This window comes from Leptospira mtsangambouensis (assembly GCF_004770475.1).
Classification (GTDB): Bacteria; Spirochaetota; Leptospiria; order Leptospirales; family Leptospiraceae; genus Leptospira_A; species Leptospira_A mtsangambouensis.
Genome location: NZ_RQHK01000002.1, coordinates 998,126 through 1,020,299, shown reverse-complemented (window position 1 = coordinate 1,020,299; position 22,174 = coordinate 998,126). Strand labels below are relative to the sequence as shown.

At 38.1% G+C, this 22,174-nt stretch carries 18 protein-coding genes; 8 read left to right on the top strand and 10 right to left on the bottom strand.

The features are described 5' to 3' along the window. Position 1: 1 nt before the first annotated feature. On the top strand, positions 2-1,138 hold the full coding sequence (locus tag EHR01_RS04650) for a DUF1574 domain-containing protein (RefSeq protein WP_135693510.1): 1,137 nt from the start codon (positions 2-4) through the stop codon (positions 1,136-1,138). Here the strand turns inward: EHR01_RS04650 and EHR01_RS04645 are convergent. Further along, positions 1,135-1,734, bottom strand: coding sequence for a J domain-containing protein (locus tag EHR01_RS04645; RefSeq protein ID WP_135693508.1), 600 nt, complete (start codon positions 1,732-1,734; stop codon positions 1,135-1,137). The two genes, EHR01_RS04650 and EHR01_RS04645, sit on opposite strands and share 4 nt — an antisense overlap. A gap of 63 nt (positions 1,735-1,797) precedes the next feature. Between EHR01_RS04645 and miaB the strand changes: the two genes are divergently transcribed. The 3 genes from miaB to EHR01_RS04630 all read left to right on the top strand — a co-directional run bounded on the left by miaB (position 1,798) and on the right by EHR01_RS04630 (position 5,659). Next, positions 1,798-3,171, top strand: coding sequence for a tRNA (N6-isopentenyl adenosine(37)-C2)-methylthiotransferase MiaB (gene miaB, locus EHR01_RS04640; RefSeq protein WP_135693506.1), 1,374 nt, complete (start codon positions 1,798-1,800; stop codon positions 3,169-3,171). After that, positions 3,164-4,756: an LptF/LptG family permease gene (locus EHR01_RS04635; protein WP_135693504.1), complete on the top strand. Its 1,593-nt coding sequence runs from the start codon at positions 3,164-3,166 to the stop codon at positions 4,754-4,756. The genes miaB and EHR01_RS04635 overlap by 8 nt, the downstream gene beginning before the upstream one ends. A gap of 72 nt (positions 4,757-4,828) precedes the next feature. After that, positions 4,829-5,659 (top strand): hypothetical protein, encoded by an 831-nt coding sequence (locus tag EHR01_RS04630; protein WP_135693502.1) that lies wholly within the window; start codon positions 4,829-4,831, stop codon positions 5,657-5,659. Here EHR01_RS04630 and EHR01_RS04625 read toward each other — a convergent pair. Further along, positions 5,656-6,462 (bottom strand): FcpA-related putative periplasmic flagellar protein, encoded by an 807-nt coding sequence (locus tag EHR01_RS04625; protein WP_135693501.1) that lies wholly within the window; start codon positions 6,460-6,462, stop codon positions 5,656-5,658. The two genes, EHR01_RS04630 and EHR01_RS04625, sit on opposite strands and share 4 nt — an antisense overlap. 51 nt (positions 6,463-6,513) lie before the next feature. Here EHR01_RS04625 and EHR01_RS04620 point away from each other — a divergent pair, with 51 nt between their 5' ends. Further along, complete coding sequence (locus tag EHR01_RS04620) at positions 6,514-6,969, top strand: methylglyoxal synthase (protein ID WP_231292582.1); 456 nt, start codon at positions 6,514-6,516, stop codon at positions 6,967-6,969. Here EHR01_RS04620 and EHR01_RS04615 read toward each other — a convergent pair. Next, positions 6,946-7,422: an SRPBCC family protein gene (locus EHR01_RS04615; RefSeq protein ID WP_135693499.1), complete on the bottom strand. Its 477-nt coding sequence runs from the start codon at positions 7,420-7,422 to the stop codon at positions 6,946-6,948. The two genes, EHR01_RS04620 and EHR01_RS04615, sit on opposite strands and share 24 nt — an antisense overlap. A 27-nt stretch (positions 7,423-7,449) precedes the next feature. Here EHR01_RS04615 and EHR01_RS04610 point away from each other — a divergent pair, with 27 nt between their 5' ends. Next, the gene (locus tag EHR01_RS04610) at positions 7,450-8,010 is read left to right on the top strand and encodes a hypothetical protein (protein WP_135693497.1); all 561 of its coding nucleotides are present in this window, start codon (positions 7,450-7,452) and stop codon (positions 8,008-8,010) included. On the opposite strand, the gene EHR01_RS04605 is transcribed toward EHR01_RS04610, so the two are convergent. Beyond that, a complete protein-coding gene (locus EHR01_RS04605; protein ID WP_135693495.1) occupies positions 7,967-10,003 on the bottom strand; it encodes a tetratricopeptide repeat protein in 2,037 nt (678 codons plus the stop codon). The genes EHR01_RS04610 and EHR01_RS04605 overlap by 44 nt on opposite strands. Next, positions 9,984-12,023, bottom strand: a complete 2,040-nt coding sequence (locus tag EHR01_RS04600; protein WP_244309976.1) for a 6-bladed beta-propeller — start codon at positions 12,021-12,023, stop codon at positions 9,984-9,986. The genes EHR01_RS04605 and EHR01_RS04600 overlap by 20 nt, the downstream gene beginning before the upstream one ends. A 123-nt stretch (positions 12,024-12,146) precedes the next feature. Between EHR01_RS04600 and EHR01_RS04595 the strand changes: the two genes are divergently transcribed. Then, positions 12,147-13,736, top strand: coding sequence for a peptide chain release factor 3 (locus EHR01_RS04595; RefSeq protein ID WP_135693491.1), 1,590 nt, complete (start codon positions 12,147-12,149; stop codon positions 13,734-13,736). Between the two features lies 1 nt (position 13,737). Here the strand turns inward: EHR01_RS04595 and EHR01_RS04590 are convergent, their stop codons facing one another. Genes EHR01_RS04590 through EHR01_RS04575 form a run of 4 tightly spaced genes read right to left on the bottom strand, consistent with a single transcriptional unit; the run spans position 13,738 to position 19,618 of the window. Beyond that, a complete protein-coding gene (locus EHR01_RS04590) occupies positions 13,738-15,651 on the bottom strand; it encodes a PP2C family protein-serine/threonine phosphatase (protein ID WP_135693489.1) in 1,914 nt (637 codons plus the stop codon). Positions 15,652-15,654: 3 nt separating this feature from the next. Beyond that, a complete protein-coding gene (locus EHR01_RS04585) occupies positions 15,655-16,599 on the bottom strand; it encodes an LBF_2017 N-terminal domain-containing protein (RefSeq protein ID WP_135693487.1) in 945 nt (314 codons plus the stop codon). Beyond that, positions 16,596-17,492, bottom strand: coding sequence for a FecR family protein (locus EHR01_RS04580; protein WP_135693485.1), 897 nt, complete (start codon positions 17,490-17,492; stop codon positions 16,596-16,598). Before EHR01_RS04580 ends, EHR01_RS04585 begins: the two co-directional genes overlap by 4 nt. 23 nt (positions 17,493-17,515) lie before the next feature. Continuing rightward, positions 17,516-19,618 carry a (Fe-S)-binding protein gene (locus tag EHR01_RS04575; protein WP_135693483.1) on the bottom strand — a complete coding sequence of 701 codons (2,103 nt, stop codon included), beginning with the start codon at positions 19,616-19,618 and terminating at the stop codon, positions 17,516-17,518. A 123-nt stretch (positions 19,619-19,741) separates the two neighbouring features. On the opposite strand from EHR01_RS04575, the gene mqnC reads away from it, so the two are divergent. Further along, positions 19,742-20,851 (top strand): cyclic dehypoxanthinyl futalosine synthase, encoded by a 1,110-nt coding sequence (mqnC, locus tag EHR01_RS04570; RefSeq protein WP_135693482.1) that lies wholly within the window; start codon positions 19,742-19,744, stop codon positions 20,849-20,851. A gap of 121 nt (positions 20,852-20,972) precedes the next feature. Here mqnC and EHR01_RS04565 read toward each other — a convergent pair whose 3' ends face one another. Further along, positions 20,973-22,121 carry a GGDEF domain-containing protein gene (locus EHR01_RS04565; RefSeq protein WP_238837971.1) on the bottom strand — a complete coding sequence of 383 codons (1,149 nt, stop codon included), beginning with the start codon at positions 22,119-22,121 and terminating at the stop codon, positions 20,973-20,975. Positions 22,122-22,174: the final 53 nt, after the last annotated feature.

The following is a 22,174-nucleotide window of genomic DNA, read 5'->3' as shown; positions in this document are numbered from 1 at the left end:
TATGAATTCAAAATTTAAATTTCCAGTCGTTTTGTATCCTATCCTTTTGGCTTTGGCATTATTCCTTTTGGATAAAATTTTCTTTTTACCTGTAATTGTTGAAAACACATATAGTTGGAAAAAAATTGAAAGAAAGTTTTATGAATTAAAAGAAGACCTTTTTGAGGTAATGCTTGCGGAACAACAAAAGAATCCTTCCAAACAAATTGGTTTGATTTTGGGTAGTTCCCGTTCAGGTGAATTTGATTCGGATATGTTGGAATCATTTTTTCCCAATACAAATTCCTTTAATTTTGCGGCACCTTTTGGCCCACCCAGTTTCCAAGCTTATTGGTTAGAACGAACTCTTAATTCAAAGTTACCGTTGCGGTATGTTCTCATTGAGGTGGATCCTCTTTTATTCTCTCAGTCTGCAATTGATTATTCTTTAAACGGCTCGTATGATAATGGTTATGTATTAAGTCATATTGATTTATACAGAGCCAAAAATAAAAATCCTTGGGCTTCCAATGCGAATGGTTTTTCAACTGACGAAGTAGAAGTTTATTTTTTAAAGAAACTTTTTGCTTTGTACAAATACCCACTTGATCCTACTGCAATTAAAGCAAATAACAAAGAAATTGAAGTTGGCTTTTTTCCTGGTATGTCTGTTGGAATCACTGGTAAAGATCATAAACGTAACTATATTGATAAAATCAAAATGGTGAATCGGGTGAAGTTTGGAGCTTTGCCAAACGAAATCAAGTTTGCGAATATGGATGTGTTTTTAGAACGAGATGCGGAAGCCATGTACAACCAGTATTTAAGGGGCCAGTCCCTTGCTCCCACTCAAGTATATTTTTTTAAGAAGATGCTTCAGCTCTTAGAGGGGACAGGAATTCCTGTAATCATCTATTTCCCTGCTGTTTCTGATGCTTTAAGAAAACGTATGTCTAGGGATGGGCTTTTAGAGAATTTTAATTCTGAGATTATAAAGGCAGTGGAAAAGGCAAAAGAAGTTCCCAATTCTAAATTCACAGTGGTAGATCCCAATGTGGATCCTCGTTGGGTTTGTAAAGACTTTGTGGATTCTCTCCATTTGAGTGGAGCTTGTTTTCCGAATTTATTACCAATTCTTTTCCCAAAAGAAGTTCGTTAGTTTCTTTTTTGTTTTCGTTTTTCTAATTCCTTACTGAGAAAATGGAAACGGAAAAATAGATATCCGAGGGCACTGAGGACAAGAAAAATTCCAGAGCCCCAACCGGAAACAGAATCTAACCATAACTTTTCGGTTTTTTCAGTTTCCAGTAAAAGAGAGTGGGAAAGAACAAATCCTGAATATACAAGCAAATTCAAAACCATATAGATAGTGGTTTTTTTTAGAATCCAAAGTGTATCTCCCATCTCCTCACGAAATCGTGTAAATTCACCAAGAATTTCTTGATAGGTTTTGTTGTGGTTTAACCTGTATTGGTCGTAGGCTTCTTCCATTTCTGGGTCCTTTGCCTTTCCATCCAAAAGCACAAATTCAAAGTCGAGTTCTGAATCGTATTCCTTTCTTTTTTTGGGATCACTGAGGGTCAAATAGGCCCTTGTCAATTCGAGAATTTTGTCCCTGGCCTCAGGACTCCCTGGTCCTTGTAAATGTTCCCAGAACTCCAATTCCTTTTGATAAATGGCTTCGATGGTCTCAATTGTGGATTCTTTCTTCACCCCCAAAATTTCGTAGAAGGTTTCTTTTTTTGTCCAAGCCATATACACCTTTTCGTACCCATCTTCTTTGCTTTACAAGGAGATTTTCTGGAAAAACATATCATTATGAACCCATCCTTGACTGAAACCTCAACCACGGACACAATCCAACTCGGAAAGGTCTATGTGGAAACCTACGGGTGCCAAATGAACGAATACGATACCGGGATCGTCAAGGAGCTCTTTCGAAAAGAAAAATATGAAACTACGGAATCCGTAGAAGACAGCGATATTATTTTTTTAAATACCTGCGCTGTTCGTGAAAATGCCCATGCAAAGATTTATGGAAGATTGCAGTCTTTGGGTTACCTGAAGAAAAAAAATCCCAACTTGGTGATTGGCGTTCTTGGGTGTATGGCACAGAATTTAGGGGAAGATTTGTTCCATCAAGAACTTCCTCTCGATCTCATTGTAGGTCCAGATAATTACCGAACTTTACCGGAACTGATTCAAAAAATACGTGGAGGAGAGCGAGATGTCCAACTCACTCGACTTTCACGAACAGAGACTTATGATGAATTGGAACCCAAAGTCGTAAACGGAATCCAAGCTTTTGTAACCATCATGAGAGGATGTAATAATTTCTGTACTTTCTGTGTTGTTCCTTATACAAGAGGAAGAGAAAGAAGTCGGGAACCAGGCTCCATCATTACAGAAATTCAACAGCTAGAAGTAATGGGTGTAAAACAAATTACCTTACTTGGACAAAACGTAAATAGTTATTCATATGAAAGTACAGATTTCTGTGGCCTTGTTGAAAAAATTCTCGCAGAGACAACTGTGGAAAGAGTTCGATTTACTAGCCCGCATCCCAAGGACTTCCCAGATCATTTAATTTCCCTGATGGCAAAGGAAGAAAGGTTCTCTTCTCAAATTCATATGCCTTTACAAGCTGGAAGTTCCAAAGTGCTTCGGGATATGAAACGTAGTTATACCCAAGAAGAGTATTTAGATTTAGTCGCTAGCATCCAAAGTAGAATTCCTGATATTGGAATCACTTCTGACATTATTGTTGGATTTCCAGGTGAAACGGAAGAAGAATTCCAGGAAACCTTGGAAGTCGTTAAAAAAGTTAAATTTGATATGTCTTATATGTTCAAATACTCCGAAAGGGAAGGTACGATCGCAAAACGAAAGTTTATTGATGATGTACCAGAAGAAGTAAAGAGTAAACGTTTGATTGAACTTGTTGAACTACAAACAAAAATTTCGCTCGAAAAAAACCAATCTAAGATTGGAACCGTGTTTTCAGTATTAGTTGAGAATACTTCCAAAAAATCGAAACTTGAGTTTTGTGGTCGTTCCCATTGTGGGCGAATGATTGTATTCCCAATTCCAGAAGGACATTCCACCGATCCTGAAAACTGGATTGGAAAAACAGTAAATGTTTTGGTTGAATCTGCCACTAGCGCAACATTAAAAGGGAAACTCGTTGGCTAAACAAGTTGACCTTCGCACTGTAAGAGTCTTTTCAAAAGATGACTTACCACCGGGTTTTATGGTGGATACAGATCGTTTGGGAAGATGGAAGCGGTTTAAACCATCCATCCTAAGAATCTATATCCTAAAGGAAATCCTAAGTCCCTTTCTTGTTGCCCTTTCGTTTTTTACAATGATTTATATGGCAGTGGCCATTCAGAAAATGATTGGACTATTTGTGGGAAAGGGTGTCGATTTTTTTCGTCTTTTGGACTATATGGGATATGTCTTTGGAAATACACTACCAATGACAATTCCTATGGCATGCCTTATGTCAGGGATTATGGCGGCAGGTCGTTTGTCTGGGGATTCTGAAATTACTGCGATGCGGGCATCAGGTGTTTCTTTTCCTTATATATATTCCAACTTTCTTGTTTTTGGGTTTCTAATGACTTTGATTGTTGGGTATTTGAATTTTTATCTCGGACCAGAAAACACTCGTAAGATGAAGGATTTTGATAACTGGATTGCTACATACAATCCGTTGCTCGCCATCCAACCTGGCCAATTTTCCGGAGACAAAACCCAGGACTTTTTTTCAGAAAAGGGTAGAACCATGTACTCTGGTGGGATTGATGCGGATGGAAATTTAAGTAACGTTCAAATCCGCGAATGGGCGATCTCTGCAGATGGAACTGACTTTATTATGGTAAATAATTTGGCTGTTCCGATGGGTGGATCTCGTATGTTACAAATCATCAATGCCAAAGAAGGTTTGTTAGTTGAAAAAAAGAATTTAGCAGGAGAGTATGAAAAGTCTGTTCGTCTACGAAAAGGTTATGTAATTGAGTGGGATACAGAAACGAATGCCATTGGAGTTACTAATTTTATGGATGGAGAAATGGACTATAATACTCCAGCTAAAAAAGATACAAAAACTCTGAGTATCAACGTAAAGCCTGATACATTTTCATTACCTATGCTCATTGAAATACGTAATGCGATCGAATCGGAAGGTTTAGAAAACATTCCAGGATTGGAAATTCTGAAAGAATATGGGTTATCGATCAAAGGTGTCGGTGGCCTGAAACAAATGGTGGAACAATTTAAGTATGAGTTACTAATGGGTGCAACTAGCGGTAACCAAGAAGAAATGGCTCAAAAGTTTGCCTTGTTCACTCAGCTTTCTGAACTACTCAATGAATCAAAAAAAACACTCACTGGCTTCAACGTAGAAATCCATAAACGGTTCGCAACCCCTCTGTCTTGCCAGATTTTTTTCTTTTTGTCTTTTCCATTAGGTTTGGTTGTCAAACGTTCGGGAAAAGGAATGAGTTTTACCCTTGCTGTCATTTTCCTTTTAATCTATTATACTTTTTTTATTTTTGGTTCTGGAATTTCTTACAAAGAAAATGTCCCTGATTGGGTTGGACCTTGGTCGGCTAATATTGTCATTGCCACACTTTCCATCTACATCATGATTTCACGGACAGATGCCAAATTACCAGATTCCATCCGTAGCCGACTGGGTTTTTATTTCCGATTCCGGGACCTCTTGGATGAGAAGATAGAACTTGTAAAAAATCGGTTCCGAAAAGCCAAATAAGATAAAATTTGCTAGAAAATTCCCCTTACTACAGTCCTATAGAATCAGTAGTTGTCGCACAGGAGATCTGATTTGAAAACTTCTTATATTTGGAATATTTCTAAAGGACGACCTTTTCCGGTAGAGCTTTGGAAACATTCGAAGATCAAAGTTCAAGTCAACCAAATGCAGTTGGACGAATTGGATCGAATCACGATCGGTCCGAATGATATTCATATTTTATTCCTCCAAGTAACTCTTGCGGAATGGAAACAGATCCAATCAACTGTTTCGTCCTCATTCGAGGCCAATCCCTTTGTTTCATTGATTTTGATTTCCACCGAAGACGGGGTAAACCAGATCCAAGAGATGGTCGAAGGTCATTCGAAATATTTAGTTTTAGAAAATCCGCTTCATGTTAGAGAACTTCGAATGATTTTGGATCGAACCATTCAATCCGAATCATACAAAGCGGCAGCCCTCGACATTGGAAATTCGTGCTTAGAAAACGTTGGTTTTTTTGAAGGAGTGTTTTCTTTAGCCCATCAAGAATATGAAGAATCCAAAAAAGAAAACGAGGCGCTTCGATCCATTCTGAAGTATGAAGAACTAGTCAAACGTTCCCAAGCAGGAATCAATACTGCATTGGATAAAGTGAATGACATGAAAAATCAAGAATTGATTGAACTTCATGCACGTGTGAAGGCAAGCCAACAGTTGGATGAACTTCGAGAAAAAGAGTTAAAACAAGCTCTTGAATTACAAAAAGCAACAGAACAAGTGTTAAACTATTCGCGAATAGAAGAAATGAACTTGGACAAAATTCTTAGGGCACAAGATCGACTTTTCGAATATACAGAACAAGAAATTAAGGAACTTGTCGAAGAAAATAGAGCCTTAAAAAAGAAACTCGGAATTTCTTAAAAATCCCTTCCTACTTTTTCTTCTATGGTTGCATATTCTTTTGAATCGCGACCGTAGTGGATTTCCGCAAATCTTAATAAATGTTTTTTCTTTAGTTCTTTGAACTCATAGTAGAGTTCCTGGTTTTTGGAACGTAAAGCAGTTTGTTCCATTTTTTCATACGAGAGTGCAAGCAAACGGTGTGGTTCCGCTTCCGCTTCGTTTTTTGGAGAAAGATCCATATACCGCTCTGCAAAATCAATGACTTGTAGGTAATTTTTATAAGCTTCTTGGTGTTTGATGTATTCTCTATAAATTCCAGATTTTAAATCTAAATAAGGTGCACTTTCTTTTACTTTTGGATTTTCTATTTTATCCAATAGATTCATGGCTTTTACAAGTCGAGCCACCGTTTGTGATCGTAAATCAAAGAGTAACTTTTGAAATTCTTTTTCCTTGTTTTCTTTTCTGATTTGTTTTTGCCATTCGTATCTATCTTCATAGTAGATTTCTTTTTTGGAATCTTCTCGACGTTTATCGATATTTTTTTTGGCAGATTCAAAATATTCAATGGCAGATGAATACTCCTTGTTTGCATCTTGCCAACGTTTTTGGGAGTTTTTTTCATCAACTAGATTTAAGACAGGAATTGTATCCAATCGTTCGGAATTTTCTCCCCAAGGGGAACCGGATTCGGGAGTGGTGGGGAGAATGGACTCCACCCGATTTTCAGGAGAAGATGACTGATTTGGTTCTTTGGAACGAAGCGGGAAGGTTCCTAAGAAAATCAAAGAAATCCATAAAAATAGGATGGGAAATTTCATTTACAGGGAAACTTTCCTTGAATCCTAGATATTGGCAAGAACTATCATTCTATGGTACTAATTCAAAGAAAAATGGAGATCACAAAAAAGATCGTCCTCATTGCTCATGACAATCGAAAAGAAGATTTATTAGATTGGGTAAAATACAATAAAGGCACTTTAAGCAAACACCATCTCTCCGCTACTGGAACCACTGGAAAATTGATTCATGAACAAATTGGCCTTCCTGTGTTTCGTTTTATTTCCGGACCACTTGGCGGCGACCAACAAATTGGATCAAAAATTGTAGAAGATGGAATTGATTTTATGGTTTTTTTCTGGGATCCTCTCTCGGCACAACCACATGATCCAGATGTAAAGGCCTTGCTTCGAATTGCAGTATTGTATAATATTCCAATGGCTTGTAACAGGTCCAGTGCTGATTTTTTAATCTCCTCTCCTTTGATGGAAAGAGAATACAGCCGCCAATTGATTGATTACGGATCAAGAATACCGGCAAAAAATTAGTTCTTCTTTTACGCCAAAGTGTTTTGCCGTTAGTTCGTGTCGTTTCCGAAACATAAAATATAGAAAAGGGAATATAAAAAATCGGGATAAAGGCCAGAGATAAAAATTGATTTCAATTTCTTCAGAAAGGATACATGAGTTTTTTCCATCAGTTCCATCTAAAAACAAATGGGTATGTTGGAATTTTAAGAATGGACCTTTCTCTTGGCGGTCTACAAAAAAATGGTTTTGTTGATAAGCAATATGTCTTGCGATCCAAATTGTTTTCCAAAAGGGGAAGATTCTTATTTTAAAAATAACTTCTTCACCAATTGCTAAGGATTTTGGTGGTTGAATGATTTCGATTCCTTTGGTTCCACCAACTAAGGTTTGAAAACCAATTGGTTCTTCATGAAATCGAAAGAGTATTTCTTTATTGATTGGAAACTTCGATCGATAGATAAATGTATTCATGGTAATTAGAATGGGATCAGAAGATAAATGATTTGGTTTTCCTTTAAAAAAAAGAAAGAGAAATTAAAAGTTTCTGATGAAGCCAAAAAAAGAATTTTAGAGGAATCAAATCGATTCGGAAAACCGCAAATTTTGTTAATCGAAATCAAACGGAACCAAGAAGGCCTCGGTTCTGTATTTGTTGGGTTTAGTGAAAAAAAATTGTCCGAAACGGGAGATGTCCGTTGGGTCAGAAATGAAGACGAGTCTCTCTTGAGTCGTGGGGAGCTTCAATATGAATCTGGAAATTTCTATTTTTATCCGAATGTCGATTTGGAATGGAAAAAAACATCACATACCAACATACACAAGCTAGTTGCTAATTACGAATTTTCAAAAGAACCAATTTATTTAGAATCAGAGAATTTTCTTCGTTTGCGTCCAATTCTCTATGAATGTTTTCAAAGGGAAGGAGTCCAATCACTTTATCTCAAAGGGAAACTCTGCCAGTTGGAAATCCCAGATCTTAACAAAGAAAAGGAAGAAATAATTTCAGAAGTTCTTCTTACTTATCTTTCTTCTCTTTATTTGAGTCCGTGGAAAGAATGACACTGTCTCCGGTAGCCAATTCTTTTTCCCACCCGCGAACATTTGGTTTCACAGAAGAAATGGATTTGCCAAGTTCTGTGATTTCACCTTGGAAGAGAGGATTTCCCTTTCTCTGGAATTCTAATTTTGAATCTTTTTTTAATCCGTCATCTTTTCCAAGGGAAACAATGACCTCATCTTTTTTGACCTTTAGTATTTTTCCTTCTTTGGGAAGTAGGTCTCTGATCCGTTCCCCAATTCTATGGATGACAGTTGGCAAACTATCTCTTCCTCTTTGGTTTGTGGACCATGTTGCAATATCACGTAATCTATTTCGATCATAAACAGAAACATCTAGGTGGATGTCCCCATCTTTGATTTTATACTTTCCGTGAACTACATAACGTATTTTGGCAGCATTTTTTCTTTTTGAATCCAGAAGATGCAAATTGTCAATGGCAAAGGGTAATGTTTGGGAAAAAGGATGGTAACTCATTTCCTTGAGTAGTCCCCGAATCTGTTTAAATTCATCACCATCCACAACACGAACCATTTGCATTTGTTTTAAATTATAACGTAGTGCTTCTGACAACAATCTTCCCGCCTGTAAATGATATGGGAACGGTAAACTTGATTCCATATCAAAAACATAAACTTCTGGACTGTAACGAACCGTATTATCTAAAACAGAATTCGGATCGATTTGAAGATAACCTTCGCGAAACTCCAAAGAATCTTTTAGGTTTTTAATGGAAAATTCCAATTTGTTCTGAAGTTTGAAGGAGTTTGGATCTTCTTCTCTAAGTCTAAGTAGTAAATTTGTATATTTGACTGATTCCCCGGTTTGGTTATAAAATTCCAGAAGTTCTTTTCTGATCACAGGTGTTTGTGGGCTCAGATCTTTGGCCCGTTTTAAATGGAATAAAGAACTCTTGTGGTATAACGAGTGTTTTTCGGAGTAAAACCGGTCTCTCCTATAGTCACCCAATTCTCTTCTTAGTTTTGATTCTTCCTTTTCATTTGAAAGTGTATATTCTTCGGCTTCAAATCTAAGAATCTCATCCAAATCATCTAACTGTAGAGCTCTACGATAATGGTATGTAGCAAATTTAGTTTCTCCTAACTCCCAAGCCAAGTTAGCTTCAATGCTATGGTAAAGTTGGTTTTCCGGATATTCTCTTGCTAATTCATAAATGGTTCGAAAGGCTCTCTTTTTGATTTCCTTGTCTCCATTAAAATTGGATAAAATGATATCGTGGTATACAGAATAAAAACGAGCTTCTTCTCCTTTCGGATCTAGATTTAATGAATTCTGCAATGAGTCCTCAACAGAGGATAAAACCGCTTTTAATTGATTCGGATAAAAGTAGTTTTGATACAAAAGTACTTTCGCTTTGAATGCGAATCCCTCTGGGTCATTTGGTTCCTTTTTAGAATAAGAGTCGATTGCATTGAACGAATCTGTATAATTTTGTTTTGTAAAATACAATTCTGCTAACATACGTACCAAATCGGACGGTTCTTCTAATCGTTTAGACAGAGTGTTGATTTTATAAATGGCAGAGTCCAGTTTTCCTTGTTTTTGGAGAGATTTTGCTTCGGTGATTCGTAAAGCAGTATTGTTTGGAAATTCAATCAGTAATGGATCAATTAATTTGGATATCCCCACAAAATCGGAATCAAGAAGGTAAATTTCAGATAGTCCAGTTACTGCCGGAATATGTTTTGGGTCTCGATCCAAAATTTCTAAATAGAATTTTTTACTCTCGCGAAAAGCACCTAATTGGAAACTACAACTGGCCACACCAAGTTTTGCGTCGATTGAGTTTCTATTCTTTTGTAAAGCCGATTGAAAGAATTGGATTGCTTTTCGGCAGTTGTGTTCGGCTTGAAATCTTTTCCCTTCGGCAATATCTTCAAGTGTGGTTGATTCACCGAATAAAAGTGAAACAAAAATTAAAATTCCAAACTTAAATATGAATCGAGTGAAGTATTTAACGAGGTTCTGGAACAAAGTATCCTCCTTCATCTCGACCTTTCACACCCCGATGTTCCACTCCAATGGCTAATTTGATATAACGATTGATGAGTTCTGGATTTGTATCTGTTTTGTAAGACAAAATGTATCGGTAATCAATATATGACTTCAATTTTTTGTATAATTCGCGTTCCTCTCCCTCTCCATCAAGTACGATGTAGCGACCGTTTGTTGGCCCTGTCATATCTGACCAAGAATCTTCGAGATTAATATTGGGATTAACTGTCAAAACATAAATAGGAATAGAATGTGCTTTTGAAAAGGCCACAATTCTTGATTTTTGGTATTGAAGGAAACTATCTTCTCTACTTTCTCCGGACACCAAATAAACCAAAGCTTTAGGACCAGTTTCTAAAGAAAGTTTTTGTAAGGCAGCTATACTTGCTTTCCCGAAATTGTATTTTTCCTCCGGGAGACTATCTCTGATTTTTGCTAAAATATCACGGAGGGATACGGTTTCCGGTAAAATCAAATTACTATCTTTTCCTGCTCGGTACAAAGCAATTTTATCATTGTCATGTAGGGATCGAAAGAAAGGGAAAAGACCATCTTCCAGTGCTAGTTTTCCTTTTTTCAATCCTTCGCTATTTTCATAAACCATCGCTACACTTAATTTATCGTTTAACTTGTTTTTGTTGGCCAAAGAGAATAGAGGAGTCATATTGTCGTTTTCAAATATTCGAAAACTCAATCTGTCAATTCCAACGATTTCTTTGCCCGCGCGATTACGAACCCGAGTGTAAATATGAATGTCTGGAAATCCAGAGGTATCAATAGATTCAATTTTTAAATCTAAGTTAGAGAGAAGATTGTTTTTTTGTGAAAAAATGTCGATTCTGTGTTTTCCAAAATCTACAAAATAGAGACTTCCTGTAGAATCCATATTGGTAGAAAAAGGGCGAAATAAAACTCGATACACTCCCTTTTTATCTCTAAACTTACTCAATTGTTTCCACTCACCATGTAACAACGAATAGGTCCAGATGCCGGTCAATTCATCGGTAAGAAAAATTTGGTTATCTAAGATGCGAATGCTTCTTGGTTTTTTCCATTCTGGTTTTTGAATTATATTTAAAGTATTACCATCGCCATCAAAAACTAAAACTCGAATGTTATCTTTATCAACTACATAGATTTTTCCATCATGGATTGTAATTCCTGACGGGTTTCCTAGTTTTGAATTACCAGAACCTTGGAATTCTAAAAGAAATTTTCCGTTGGAATTGAATTTTTGAATTCTTGCATTTCCAGAATCTGCAACAAAGATATTTCCGTTGGAATCTATATAAATAGAAGAGGGGCCTCGAAACTGTCCTTGGCCTTTTCCTGATCCACCAAAAGATGAAATAAAACTTCCAGATAAATCAAAAAGTAAAACTTCGTCGCGGGCAAAATCGGCAACATAAAGTTTTTGGTTATGATATGCGAGAGAAACCGGGCGATCTAGTTTTCTTGTAATCCCACCTCTCCAATTTGAGAGAGGATTTCCTTGTGCATTGAATTTAATGATATTGGACGTATCAAATCCAGCAACGTAGAAATTACCATCTTCATCGAAAGTGATGTCCACTGGATTACGAAACCGATAACCCCGAATGGAATCTCCTTCGATCGTTTTAAAATATACTTTTTCTTTGTCTGTCACTCCGCCGGCAATGGCCAAACGTAGAGCTTCAATTTTATTGACAATGAGAAGATCATTTTTGGCTTTTGAAGCAAGAATTTCCAATTCATCGAGAGCTTCTTCCCATTCACCTAGCAGGTAATAGTTGTTGGCAAGTTCTAGTCTGGCCAAATGAAAATCTTTCTTTAAATTGACAGCCTTTTGGAATCGTTCTTTGGCTGCGGAATACTCTCTTAAATTTTTATAAGTGAGTCCTCGTTTGAATTCTTCCTTGGCATTCTCTTCCCCCAAGGAAAAGTTGGGAAAGTCCAGAGGGAAAACTTGTGTGCTTACCAATAGAAAGAAAAACAATAGTAACTTTCTCAAAGACATTCCCTCCGCTCCCAATCTAATGGGACATAATCTACAAGTCAACCCCTTCCTTGGGATTTGGACCTTTAGTTTTCTCTTTATTCTCGACAGAATCTTAAATTTAGACAGCATGGAAACCAAGTTATGTCTCCTGATCTTATAGAACGTGAAGTCCGCCGCCGAAAGACTTTTGCCATCATTGCTCACCCCGATGCGGGAAAAACAACGCTTACGGAGAAGCTCCTCCTTTACGGAGGTGCCATCCAACTTGCCGGAGCGGTCAAAGCCAAAAAGGAAGGAAAGTCTGCGACTTCCGATTGGATGGCAATGGAAAAGGAAAGGGGAATCTCCATCACTTCGGCAGCCCTCCAGTTCGAATACAAAGACAATATTCTAAATCTCCTAGACACACCAGGCCACGAGGACTTCTCCGAGGACACTTACCGCACCCTAATGGCTGCCGATACTGCCGTGATGGTTCTTGATGCCGGTAAGGGGGTCGAACCACAAACCATTAAACTTTTCCGTGTTTGTCGGGACCGGGGCATTCCTATCATCACATTTATCAACAAGATGGATCGACCGACTAAGGACCTTTATGCGCTTCTGGACGAAATTGAAAAAGTTCTTGGGATTAAGGCTGTTCCAGATGTTTGGCCTCTTGGAACCGGATTTGATTTTAAGGGGGTTTATGACCTCAGAGACCAACAATTGTATCTTTTTGATAGGACTCCAGGGGGAAAACAAAAAGCCGTATCTCGTATGGCAGGTCCTAATGATCCGAGTTTGGATGAACAGTTTGATTCCGAAATCGTAACTGCATTTCGTGAACAAACTGATCTAGTCGAAAATGGAATTGGAAAAGTAGATAAAAATTCATTTTTACTTGGAAAGGAAACACCGGTTTACTTTGGTTCGGCGGTTAATAATTTTGGGATCGAACTTTTTTTAAATAAGTTTCTGGAATTAGCTCCAGGTCCTGATCATATCCCCCTTCGGGATGGAAATTATTTAGATCCGATAAATTCCCCTTTCAGTGCCTTTGTTTTTAAGGTGCAAGCGAACATGAATAAGGCTCACAGAGATCGAATAGCTTTTTTAAGAATTTGTTCTGGTGTGTTTGAACGAGGGCTCAACGTAAATCACAACCGATTGGACAAACCAGTCAAACTTTCTTCGAGTTTTGCATTTTTTGGACAAGATCGAAACACGGTTGATACTGCTTATCCCGGAGACATCATTGGACTAGTCAATCCAGGCACATATAAAATTGGAGATGTACTATCAACGGGGAACACACCTCCTTTACGACCTCTTCCTAGTTTTGCTCCTGAACTTTTTGCAACCATCTCTTGTAAAGATACCTTACAATTAAAGTCTTTTAAGAAGGGACTTGACCAATTGGCGGAAGAGGGAATCCTCCATCTTTTCACCTCACGAACGATTGGTGGTGGGGTCCCGATCATTGGCGCTATGGGTAAACTCCAATTTGAAGTTTTCCAACGTCGTTTAAAAGATGAGTATGGAGCCGATACATCCATTCATATTTTGCCTTATGGGATTTCTCGATGGGTGAAAAAGGAAGACCGAACCAAAATCCCATCCAACGCAGGACTTGTAGAAGATTTATTTGGAAATATGGCCCTTCTTTTTGATACTGAGTGGGATATGAATTATTTTCACAAAAATAACGAAGGGATCGAACTCTTGGAAAATCCTCCGCTGGAAGATTGATCTAAATGACGTCTATCCCAATCCAGGTGATATCATCAAGGAAAGGGATTCCCTCTGAATAGGATCTGATTTTTAGTTCTAATTCTTGTTTGACGAGGGACATATGTTTGTCCTTCATCGCAGACAAAAAATCTTTTAATTCCTTGTCTCCTAGTTTTTCTTCTTTAGAATTTTCGACATCTTTCAGCCCATCTGTGAAAAGATAAAAACGATCTCCTCTTTGGATGGGAAATTCCAAAACTTTTGGTTCTATTTTAGGAAGCATTCCAAACATTGGGTTTAATTTTTCGGGACAAAGAATCTCATCTCCTGAGAGGTATAACATCCCCGGATGGCCTGCGTTTCCGTATAAAACTGTGTTTTGATTAAAATCAAATAATAAAAACAAAAAAGGAACAAAAGCAAATGGATCCGGAAAATGATTGGATACACCTTCATTCATTTTTTTTAGAATTTCTTTTGGATCGGATTCTGTTTTAACAATTTGATGGAATAGAACCCGTAGAACTGTCATCATCATGGCAGCTTTTACTCCATGTCCTATCACGTCACCAAGGGCAAAAATGGATCTATTGTTTCCCAAATCAATATAGTCGTAATAGTCACCACCCACTTGGATCAGTGGTTTATATAAAACTTCATAATCTAAATTGGGTAAAATGATAATTCGATTGGGAAGGTATTTCTTTTGTAAGTCTTTTGCGTAGTCCATTTCCTTTTCGAATTCTAAACGTTTTTTCGTTACATTCTGTACGAGGACTAGGGCTCCGCTTGCGAACCGATATTTTTGTTCCAAAAACCAAAGTTGGTATGTAAATTCCAATAAATAAACAGAACCATCTTCTGAATAAAACTCAGATTCCTCTTTTCTAAGTTTAGTAAGGTCCAATTGTAAATTGGATTCATCCTTTAGGAATAAATTAACTTCTTTTTCAATCCACTCTTTGACGGAAAGTTGGTCTCTGAATAAATTTGTTACCAAAAGTTTTTGTTCGATCTCTTGATTCTCTAAAAGAATTTTTCCCTTTGAATCATATAGGATGGCTGCATGGGGAAACTCTTGTAAAAGAAGTTTTAACTTTTGTTTTGATTCAATTTCTCTAAGTGAAATTGCGAGAGAAAAAACAAAGGATAAAAAAAGTAAGGAAACTAAAATGACTATATTCTTTTTTAGAGATTCTTTTATCGGAATTAAGACTAATTCTTTTGGGCTAACAATGAATAAGTGAATTGGTAGTCCATACATTGGGTAACTGACAACAAAATAATCCAAATCATCCTTTTTTGTTTCCCGAAGGGATGGCAGATTGGAATGAGTTTGGAGAGAAGATTTTACATCGGATTTCCAAAAATCAGAAACTAAAAATTCATCCTCGATAAATCCTGAAATTCCAAAATCTCCTTGTGTGCCGAGTAAAAACAAACCCTCATTCGGATCACTAAAAGGTGAATCAAGTAAAGCATCTTCTAAAAACTTAGCAGAGTGTATGGAAACATTCTTTTCATCTAAAACGAAAAGATACGATTTTTTTTCAGATCCCCAGTCGCATTGTAACAAGGTAATTTCTTCTAACTGGGAAAGGTCTTTAGGAGTGGGAACACAGCGGTTCATTATTTCTGGAAGTTCTGTGATGGGAATCATCCCTACGTTTTTTTTTTCAGAAATCTCTCGGTTGATTTGTTCTCTAATTTGGTTTTCTAAATCAATGACAAGGAGTTGGATCCGAATGAGTTGGAATCTTTGGTTCCAATCCAAAGCTTCTTTGTATCTGGAATGGATCATTGAAGAAACGAGAAGAAAATAAGGAACAATTAAGAAGGCAATGATTGATAGAAATAATTTAAGAAAAGATTTTGTTTTAATTACATACAAAAAATGATCAAATAGTTCTCGGATTCTATTTCCGGTGAACACAGGTTAGTTTCCTTTTTTTGTCTGTAGAATTTTGATTTTTTGAGGGACTTCTTCGTTTCCCAACTTGTCTGTGGCTGAAATTTCTAAATCTAAATCCTCCGAACAGGAATGAATCACGTTTGTCCAAGAAGTTTGATTTTCCCAGAGATACCATTCTGATGGAGTTTTTTTTCCACAAATAGTGCGAAACCGGATAGAGTCTAATCCCGATCCTGTATCGGTTGCTAGCAGTTCTAAATGGGAATTGGGCCCTACAAAAGAGAGAGACGATTTTCTGAAAGGAGGAGATTGCCAATGAAACTCTGTTTTTGGGGGAGTTTTGTCCACACTAAACTCCCAAACTTGCATAGAATCAGAAATTCCTAGTTCATTAGTGACTTGGTATTCAAGTTTATAGTTTCCATCATTTGCAAATGTTAACTCTGGTTGTTTGGTAACCACCCAAGGTCCGCCGTTCACACGATAACGAACGTAAGTTTTCATTGGTTGGCTTAAGATGGGTTTTACGTGGATTTTATTTTCTGTTAAATAATAATGATTGGTTCCTTCCTTGTTCGTTATAGGAATCAAAACATCTGTTGTGGCTGGTTTGCGAGCCACGATTTTACTCTGTTCCTTTGGTTTTCCAAAGGAATTCACTGCATATAGTTCTGTCCAAAACCCACGTACTTGGCGTTTGGCCACGGCCCGAATCCGAAAGTATTCATATCCATTGGGGATATACAGTTGGATTTTCCCTGGACCTGCTACCACTCGAAAAGGAATCTCCAAGTCGAAGTTAGGTTCTTTCCATAATTCAAATTCATACTGAATGATATCGTCTCTATCCGGTTCGAGAGAGAATTTGATGGTTTTTGGTTCGGAAAAGACAGGAAAAAAGAATCCTAGACTGATAATCAAAAACCCAAACAAAAATAGGAATAATCTGAAATGATGGAAAGGATTCATTCTTCTTTTGGTTTCGGAGGATCTGGTAAACTGAAAGGTTTTAGCGGAGGTTTGCCTTTTTCGACAAAGGTCGCAAAGCCAGAAGGAACGTTTACGGTTACATTTTGTGCGGAGACTGCCACAAGTCCTTCATAACAACTTAAGGTTGTATTCCCAGAAGGATCTACTTCTGTAAGGAAGTCCGTTCCTCGAACTTCAGATATGGCAGAATCTGTTTTTAGTAAAAACATTCTTTGGTTGGCAGATGGTTTTTTCTGAATGATGGAACGAATTCGTCCTTTGCGAAGATATAGTTCATCCGGTTCTGTATCTGATTTTCCCTTTTCCATAATCACATGGCTGTTTTCTGTGATTTCAAACCGAGAGCCTGATAACAAAAGAAATTGGGCTTCCGAATCTTTGAAAGTACGCACTTCATCTTTTGCATAGAGTCCTTCACCCATTGTGGCTCCTGCCCAATCGGAGCTTTTCTGCGAAACTTTTAAAACTTCTGTTTTTCCCGTATACCTTTGGAGGTCGGCGAGTGGTTTTTTACCCAAACTTTTTGGAATCCATAATTTCATTCCAGGAATGATCAGATTCGGATTATCAATTTGGTTGGATTTGAGTAGTTCTTTCCATTTCCTTGGATCATCTAAATAGGTTTTGGAAATGATACTCAGAGTTTGTCCTTTTTCTACGATGATGGTGATTCCGTCGCCTTCTGGCGGATGGATGGTCTGTTTGGACTCTCCAGTTAGGGAATTAAAAATAAAAGCCTGAAGGACAAATAAAACAAAGAACCAATGTGAGATAGAATAAGGTTTTGGTTGAGAAATAAAAAAGGTGGAAGTTTCCCTCCACCTTTTCCAAAGAACAACCAAATCAGTTGCGAGGAAATTTTGAAATTTCATTTTTTCCTCACAACTCTGACTTGTTAGTCGATGTTCTCAGCAACTAACTCTGCAATGTCTTTCACTTTTACAGAATCAATTTTTTCCGCAGCTTTGACACCATCTGTGATCATAGTGATACAGAATGGGCAAGCAGTGGCGATTGTAGTGGCACCCGTATCAAGAAGTTGTCCTGTACGTTTGCTATTCACACGGATACTTTCAGGATTGGATTCATCTACATGTTCTTCCATCCAGTACTGTGCACCACCCGCACCACAACAAAGTCCTTTGGAGTGATGGTCTACTGCTTCTTCGATTTTTCCACCGGATACCTTTTTCACAACATCACGAGGGTTATCGTAGTTGTTGTTATAACGACCGATGTAACAAGAATCGTGGTAAGTGTATTTTCCGGTATTAGCATCATCAGCCACTTTCACATCAATTTTACCATCTTTGGATAGTTGGTTTATGTATTCAGAGTGGTGGATGACTTCGAAGTTTCCACCAAATTGTGGATATTCGTTTTTGATAGTGTTGTAACAATGTGGACAAGCAGTAACGATTTTTTTAATTCCGTAACCGTTGATTGTGTCTACGTTGGTTTGTGCTAAAGTTTGGTAGAGGTATTCATTACCACCGCGGCGAGCCGAATCTCCAGAACAACCTTCTTCGGTTCCAAGGATTCCAAAGTTTACTTCAGCCTTTTGCATGATTTTAACAAAGTCACGAGAGATCTTTTTGTTTCTTTCATCAAAAGCACCCGCACAACCTACCCAATAGAGTACATCTACGTTTTTGTCTTCTGCTTCTGAAAGAACTTTCACACCAAGACCTTCTGCCCAGTCTGCTCTAGTATGTGCTCCCACACCCCATGGATTGGAATTGTTTTCCATGTTTGTGAAGGCTTTTTGAAGTTCAGGACTCATTTTTGATTCCGCAAGAACTAAGTGACGGCGCATTTCAATGATGGCATTTACTTGGTTGTTTCCTACAGGACATGCTTCAACGCACGCATAACAAGTCGTACATCCCCAAAGAGCTTCTTCACTAAGACCCTCGTGTGAGTTGATGACTCCCGTTTCTAAAGCAGCAACTGCTTCTGCAGCTTCTTCAGGAGTTTTTCCCGCACGTGCTGCTGCCACTTCTGGCATTTTCTCTAACATTTGGTGTTTGAGTTCCACAATGATTGCTTTTGGATTTAAAACTTTTCCAGTTCTATTGGCTGGGCATTCTACTTGGCAACGTCCGCATTCAATACAAGACATACCATCGAGTAGGTTTGGCCAAGGAAAGTCTTCTACGCGGTTGGATCCCCAAACTGCATTTTCATCATCTAAATTAAGTTTAGAAAGTTGGCCTTTTGGAGTGTCTGTCGCAAGGAAATAGTTAAACGGAGCAAAAATTAAGTGAGCGTGTTTTGATGTAGGAACATACAACATAAACGAGAACACAGTGATGATATGGCCCCACCACATAATTTGGAAAACGATGTCGGCAGAAGAATTTGCAACACCGATGGATTCCCAAACGGAACCGATGGCTCCATCAATAAGACCTGCATGAGTGAAGTAAGTTGCCGCAACTGTTTTAGCACCATTCCCAAGTAAGGTGGTAACCATAAGAGTGGCAATCATACTGATCACAACAGCTGAAGCTGGAGAGTGAACATCAAGACCTTTTGCTTTTTTGATCCAACGTCTCCAAGCAAAGAAACCAAGACCAGTGAGTACAAGAATAGAAACGTAGTTTACTGCTTGTTCATAGATATGGTTTGCTGATTCACCCAAAAGAAATTCAGGAAGAGCAAATTTGTAAGGATCGTCCATGACATATCCAAATACACCAGCAACCATTTGGCTTGTTGTATGGATGGTATACACGAGAAATCCGTAAAAAACAAATGCGTGCATGATTCCGCGCACTGGTTCCCGGAAATTTTTCTTTTGTAGGACAACGTTTATTAAAAAACTTTTAAGCCGAAATCCAATATTTAGGTTCTTTTTCGCATCTTCATTGAAGAAAGCAGGACGACCATTGAAGATCAGTCCGAGCCTGTAAAGGATGGCGCGGACAAAGACAATGTTTGCCACGACGAAAAATGCTGTGAATAATAGGTGAAAGAGTATTCTTCCGATATCCATTTATGTTTATGCCCTTAAGGTGTTTGGTATTTCCTAGGATTTGTATAGAAAAATGAATGTCCAGGAAAATTCGGTTTTTACAGGGATCTGTCAGAAGATTTCCTGTCCAAGTAGGTAGAGATTATGAACTTAGACTCGTTTTCATTTAGCCCAAATGACCCCGCAGATGCTGTCCTTTTGAACGCTGTCCAAGGCAAACGGATCTCTCCTGCAGAAGCACTCCTCCTTTACAAAAGTGGGGACTTTCTGAAAATCCAAATGGCAGCAAGGTTCCTTAGGGAAAAAATACGTCCTCATACTGAAGCCAGTTACACCATGTTCCGAGTGGTGAATTATACCAATTATTGCAATGTGGAATGCAGTTTTTGTTCCTTTATGGATGAAATTGGGAATGGAAAGGGTTATGTTCTCTCCAAAGAAGAGATCTTACAAAAAATGGATTATGCCGTGGAAGAAGGAGCAGACCAAATGTTTCTCCAAGGTGGTGTGTATCCAAATCTTCCTTTTGATTATTATTTAGATGTCATTCGGACAGTAAAAGCAAAATACCCAAAGATGCATATCCGTGCCTTTTCTCCTGTGGAAGTGATCAATTTAGAAACCATCACAGGAAAACCTCTCAGAGAAGTTTTACTCATTTTAAAAGAAGCGGGTCTTGATTCGGTTCCTGGAGCTGGGGCTGAAATTCTCACAGAAAGGATGCGCCAAATCATTTCCCCAAAAAAAGCCACTGTATCGGAATGGGTTCGTGCAATGGAAACCTGTCACGAAGTAGGACTCCTTGGATCAGCAAACGTCGTTTTTGGATCGGAAGAAACAGAAGAAGAGGTAATCGAACACCTTAGTGTGGTCCGAGACCTCCAAGACAGAACCGGTGGATTTTTATCTTTTATTCCTTGGACCTTCCAACCACAAACCAAAAGGTTTAAAGTCAGGCCAGTGCCCACGCATGAATATTTGAAAGTGCTTGGGATCTGCCGCATTTTTTTAGACAATATCAAACACATTGAAACTTCCGTGATGGTTCTTGGAAAAGGTGTGGGACAACTGGCACTTTATTCCGGGGCTGATGATATTTCCTCTGTTGTCATTGAGGAGAATGTACTTCGTTCTTTTGGATTAAAAACAGAAAAGGAAGCTCGTAAGTTTTTAAAAGAAGGGGGGTTCCAACCCATCCGACGAAACTTACTCTACACCGAAGAATACGACTGCAACCGAGCAGGGGTGGAGTAAAAAAAAAGACGGGCTTTCACCCATCTTGGAAGTTTTACACCTTATCCGTTATGGACATAAACTGAGAATCAGTCTCAATTTCAACACTAATGAAATTTGCAAAACCTGTCGATCTTTTTTTTTAAGATTCGATAAGAGTGATTCTGTTTCTTCCCTCATTTTTTGAGGTATAGAGGGCTGTATCAATTTTGTGATAGAGTTCATCAAAACTCGGATCGTCTTCTGGACGAAAGAGTGTGGCCCCAATGGATACTGTTAGGGTAAGGGACTCTCCTGGTTGGTTGTGAATGGGGATTTGTAACCGTTCCAATTTCTCACGAATGGACTCGGCAAGAACCTGCAAACCTTCTCTATCAATGGGAGAAACAAGAAGGCAAAATTCATCTCCTCCAATTCGTGCTGCAATGTCTGTGATTCTTGTTCGGGACTTTACCGTTTTGGCAAAAGCTTGGATGGCAAGGTCTCCTTGTTTGTGACCGTATTTGTCATTGATTGCTTTTAACCGGTCCAAATCTAAAATCACAAGACCAATGATAAACCCTTCTCTGTTGGATCTTTTTTTATAGAGATCAAACTGTTCGAGCAGATGACGCCTGTTAAATAGTTCTGTCATCGAATCCACACGTGAAAGGTCTTCAATTTTTTGATTGATCCGAAGTAATTTCCCGACTGTGATCCTAAGTCTTGCCTTTACCCGGTATTCTTCAAACCGCCAGTAGTTGATGAGGAGATTTGCCACAAATCCAAAGGCGAGTAAAAAAGAAACGATGAGAACATCTTGGTAAAAAACAAAACGATCAAATCCTTGGATGCGTGAAAAGTTTAAATGTAAGGGAATGAATACAGCAATGTAAAGAGTGGAAAGAAGTAGAATCCGGAAAGGTTCAATCCATAAAAGAATTGAGGCACTGGCAATGACAATGGCAGAACCAAACAGATAATAGGCATGGTTTGGTTTATCATACACCATCATTGGAATATAGAGTAAAATCAGACCAATGAGGACAAGACTTGTGATTCCGTAGATATGTCTTTGGTAGAGTTTGACTCTTTTTTTTCCAAAGAGATAAACAAAAAAACAAATGCCAAGAGAAGAGATTCTAAAAAAAGCAATCCAGAAACTGGCTTCTTTGGTTCGCACAAGGGAATCAACAAACAAAAGAGAGATGATTGAAGTAAAGGCCGTCATCACACTAAAAATCTGAAGGGAAGAGCCTATGTCGGAAATATTTGTGGCGGTGAAACTAGGATGGTAGGTTCGTAAAAACATTTTACGAAAAACAAAAAAATATCTTTTGAATGTATGCCTACGCATGTAAGAAC

Excerpts from the sequence above, each read along its gene's own strand:
- EHR01_RS04575 (WP_135693483.1), bottom strand. The coding sequence starts at position 19,618 with ATGGATATCGGAAGAATACTCTTTCACCTATTATTCACAGCATTTTTC.
- mqnC (WP_135693482.1), top strand. The coding sequence starts at position 19,742 with ATGAACTTAGACTCGTTTTCATTTAGCCCAAATGACCCCGCAGATGCT.
- EHR01_RS04600 (WP_244309976.1), bottom strand. The coding sequence starts at position 12,023 with ATGTCTTTGAGAAAGTTACTATTGTTTTTCTTTCTATTGGTAAGCACA.
- EHR01_RS04595 (WP_135693491.1), top strand. The coding sequence starts at position 12,147 with ATGTCTCCTGATCTTATAGAACGTGAAGTCCGCCGCCGAAAGACTTTT.
- EHR01_RS04620 (WP_231292582.1), top strand. The coding sequence starts at position 6,514 with ATGGTACTAATTCAAAGAAAAATGGAGATCACAAAAAAGATCGTCCTC.
- miaB (WP_135693506.1), top strand. The coding sequence starts at position 1,798 with ATGAACCCATCCTTGACTGAAACCTCAACCACGGACACAATCCAACTC.
- EHR01_RS04585 (WP_135693487.1), bottom strand. The coding sequence starts at position 16,599 with ATGAATCCTTTCCATCATTTCAGATTATTCCTATTTTTGTTTGGGTTT.
- EHR01_RS04645 (WP_135693508.1), bottom strand. The coding sequence starts at position 1,734 with ATGGCTTGGACAAAAAAAGAAACCTTCTACGAAATTTTGGGGGTGAAG.
- EHR01_RS04565 (WP_238837971.1), bottom strand. The coding sequence starts at position 22,121 with ATGTTTTTACGAACCTACCATCCTAGTTTCACCGCCACAAATATTTCC.
- EHR01_RS04610 (WP_135693497.1), top strand. The coding sequence starts at position 7,450 with ATGATTTGGTTTTCCTTTAAAAAAAAGAAAGAGAAATTAAAAGTTTCT.
- EHR01_RS04615 (WP_135693499.1), bottom strand. The coding sequence starts at position 7,422 with ATGAATACATTTATCTATCGATCGAAGTTTCCAATCAATAAAGAAATA.
- EHR01_RS04625 (WP_135693501.1), bottom strand. The coding sequence starts at position 6,462 with ATGAAATTTCCCATCCTATTTTTATGGATTTCTTTGATTTTCTTAGGA.
- EHR01_RS04580 (WP_135693485.1), bottom strand. The coding sequence starts at position 17,492 with ATGAAATTTCAAAATTTCCTCGCAACTGATTTGGTTGTTCTTTGGAAA.
- EHR01_RS04650 (WP_135693510.1), top strand. The coding sequence starts at position 2 with ATGAATTCAAAATTTAAATTTCCAGTCGTTTTGTATCCTATCCTTTTG.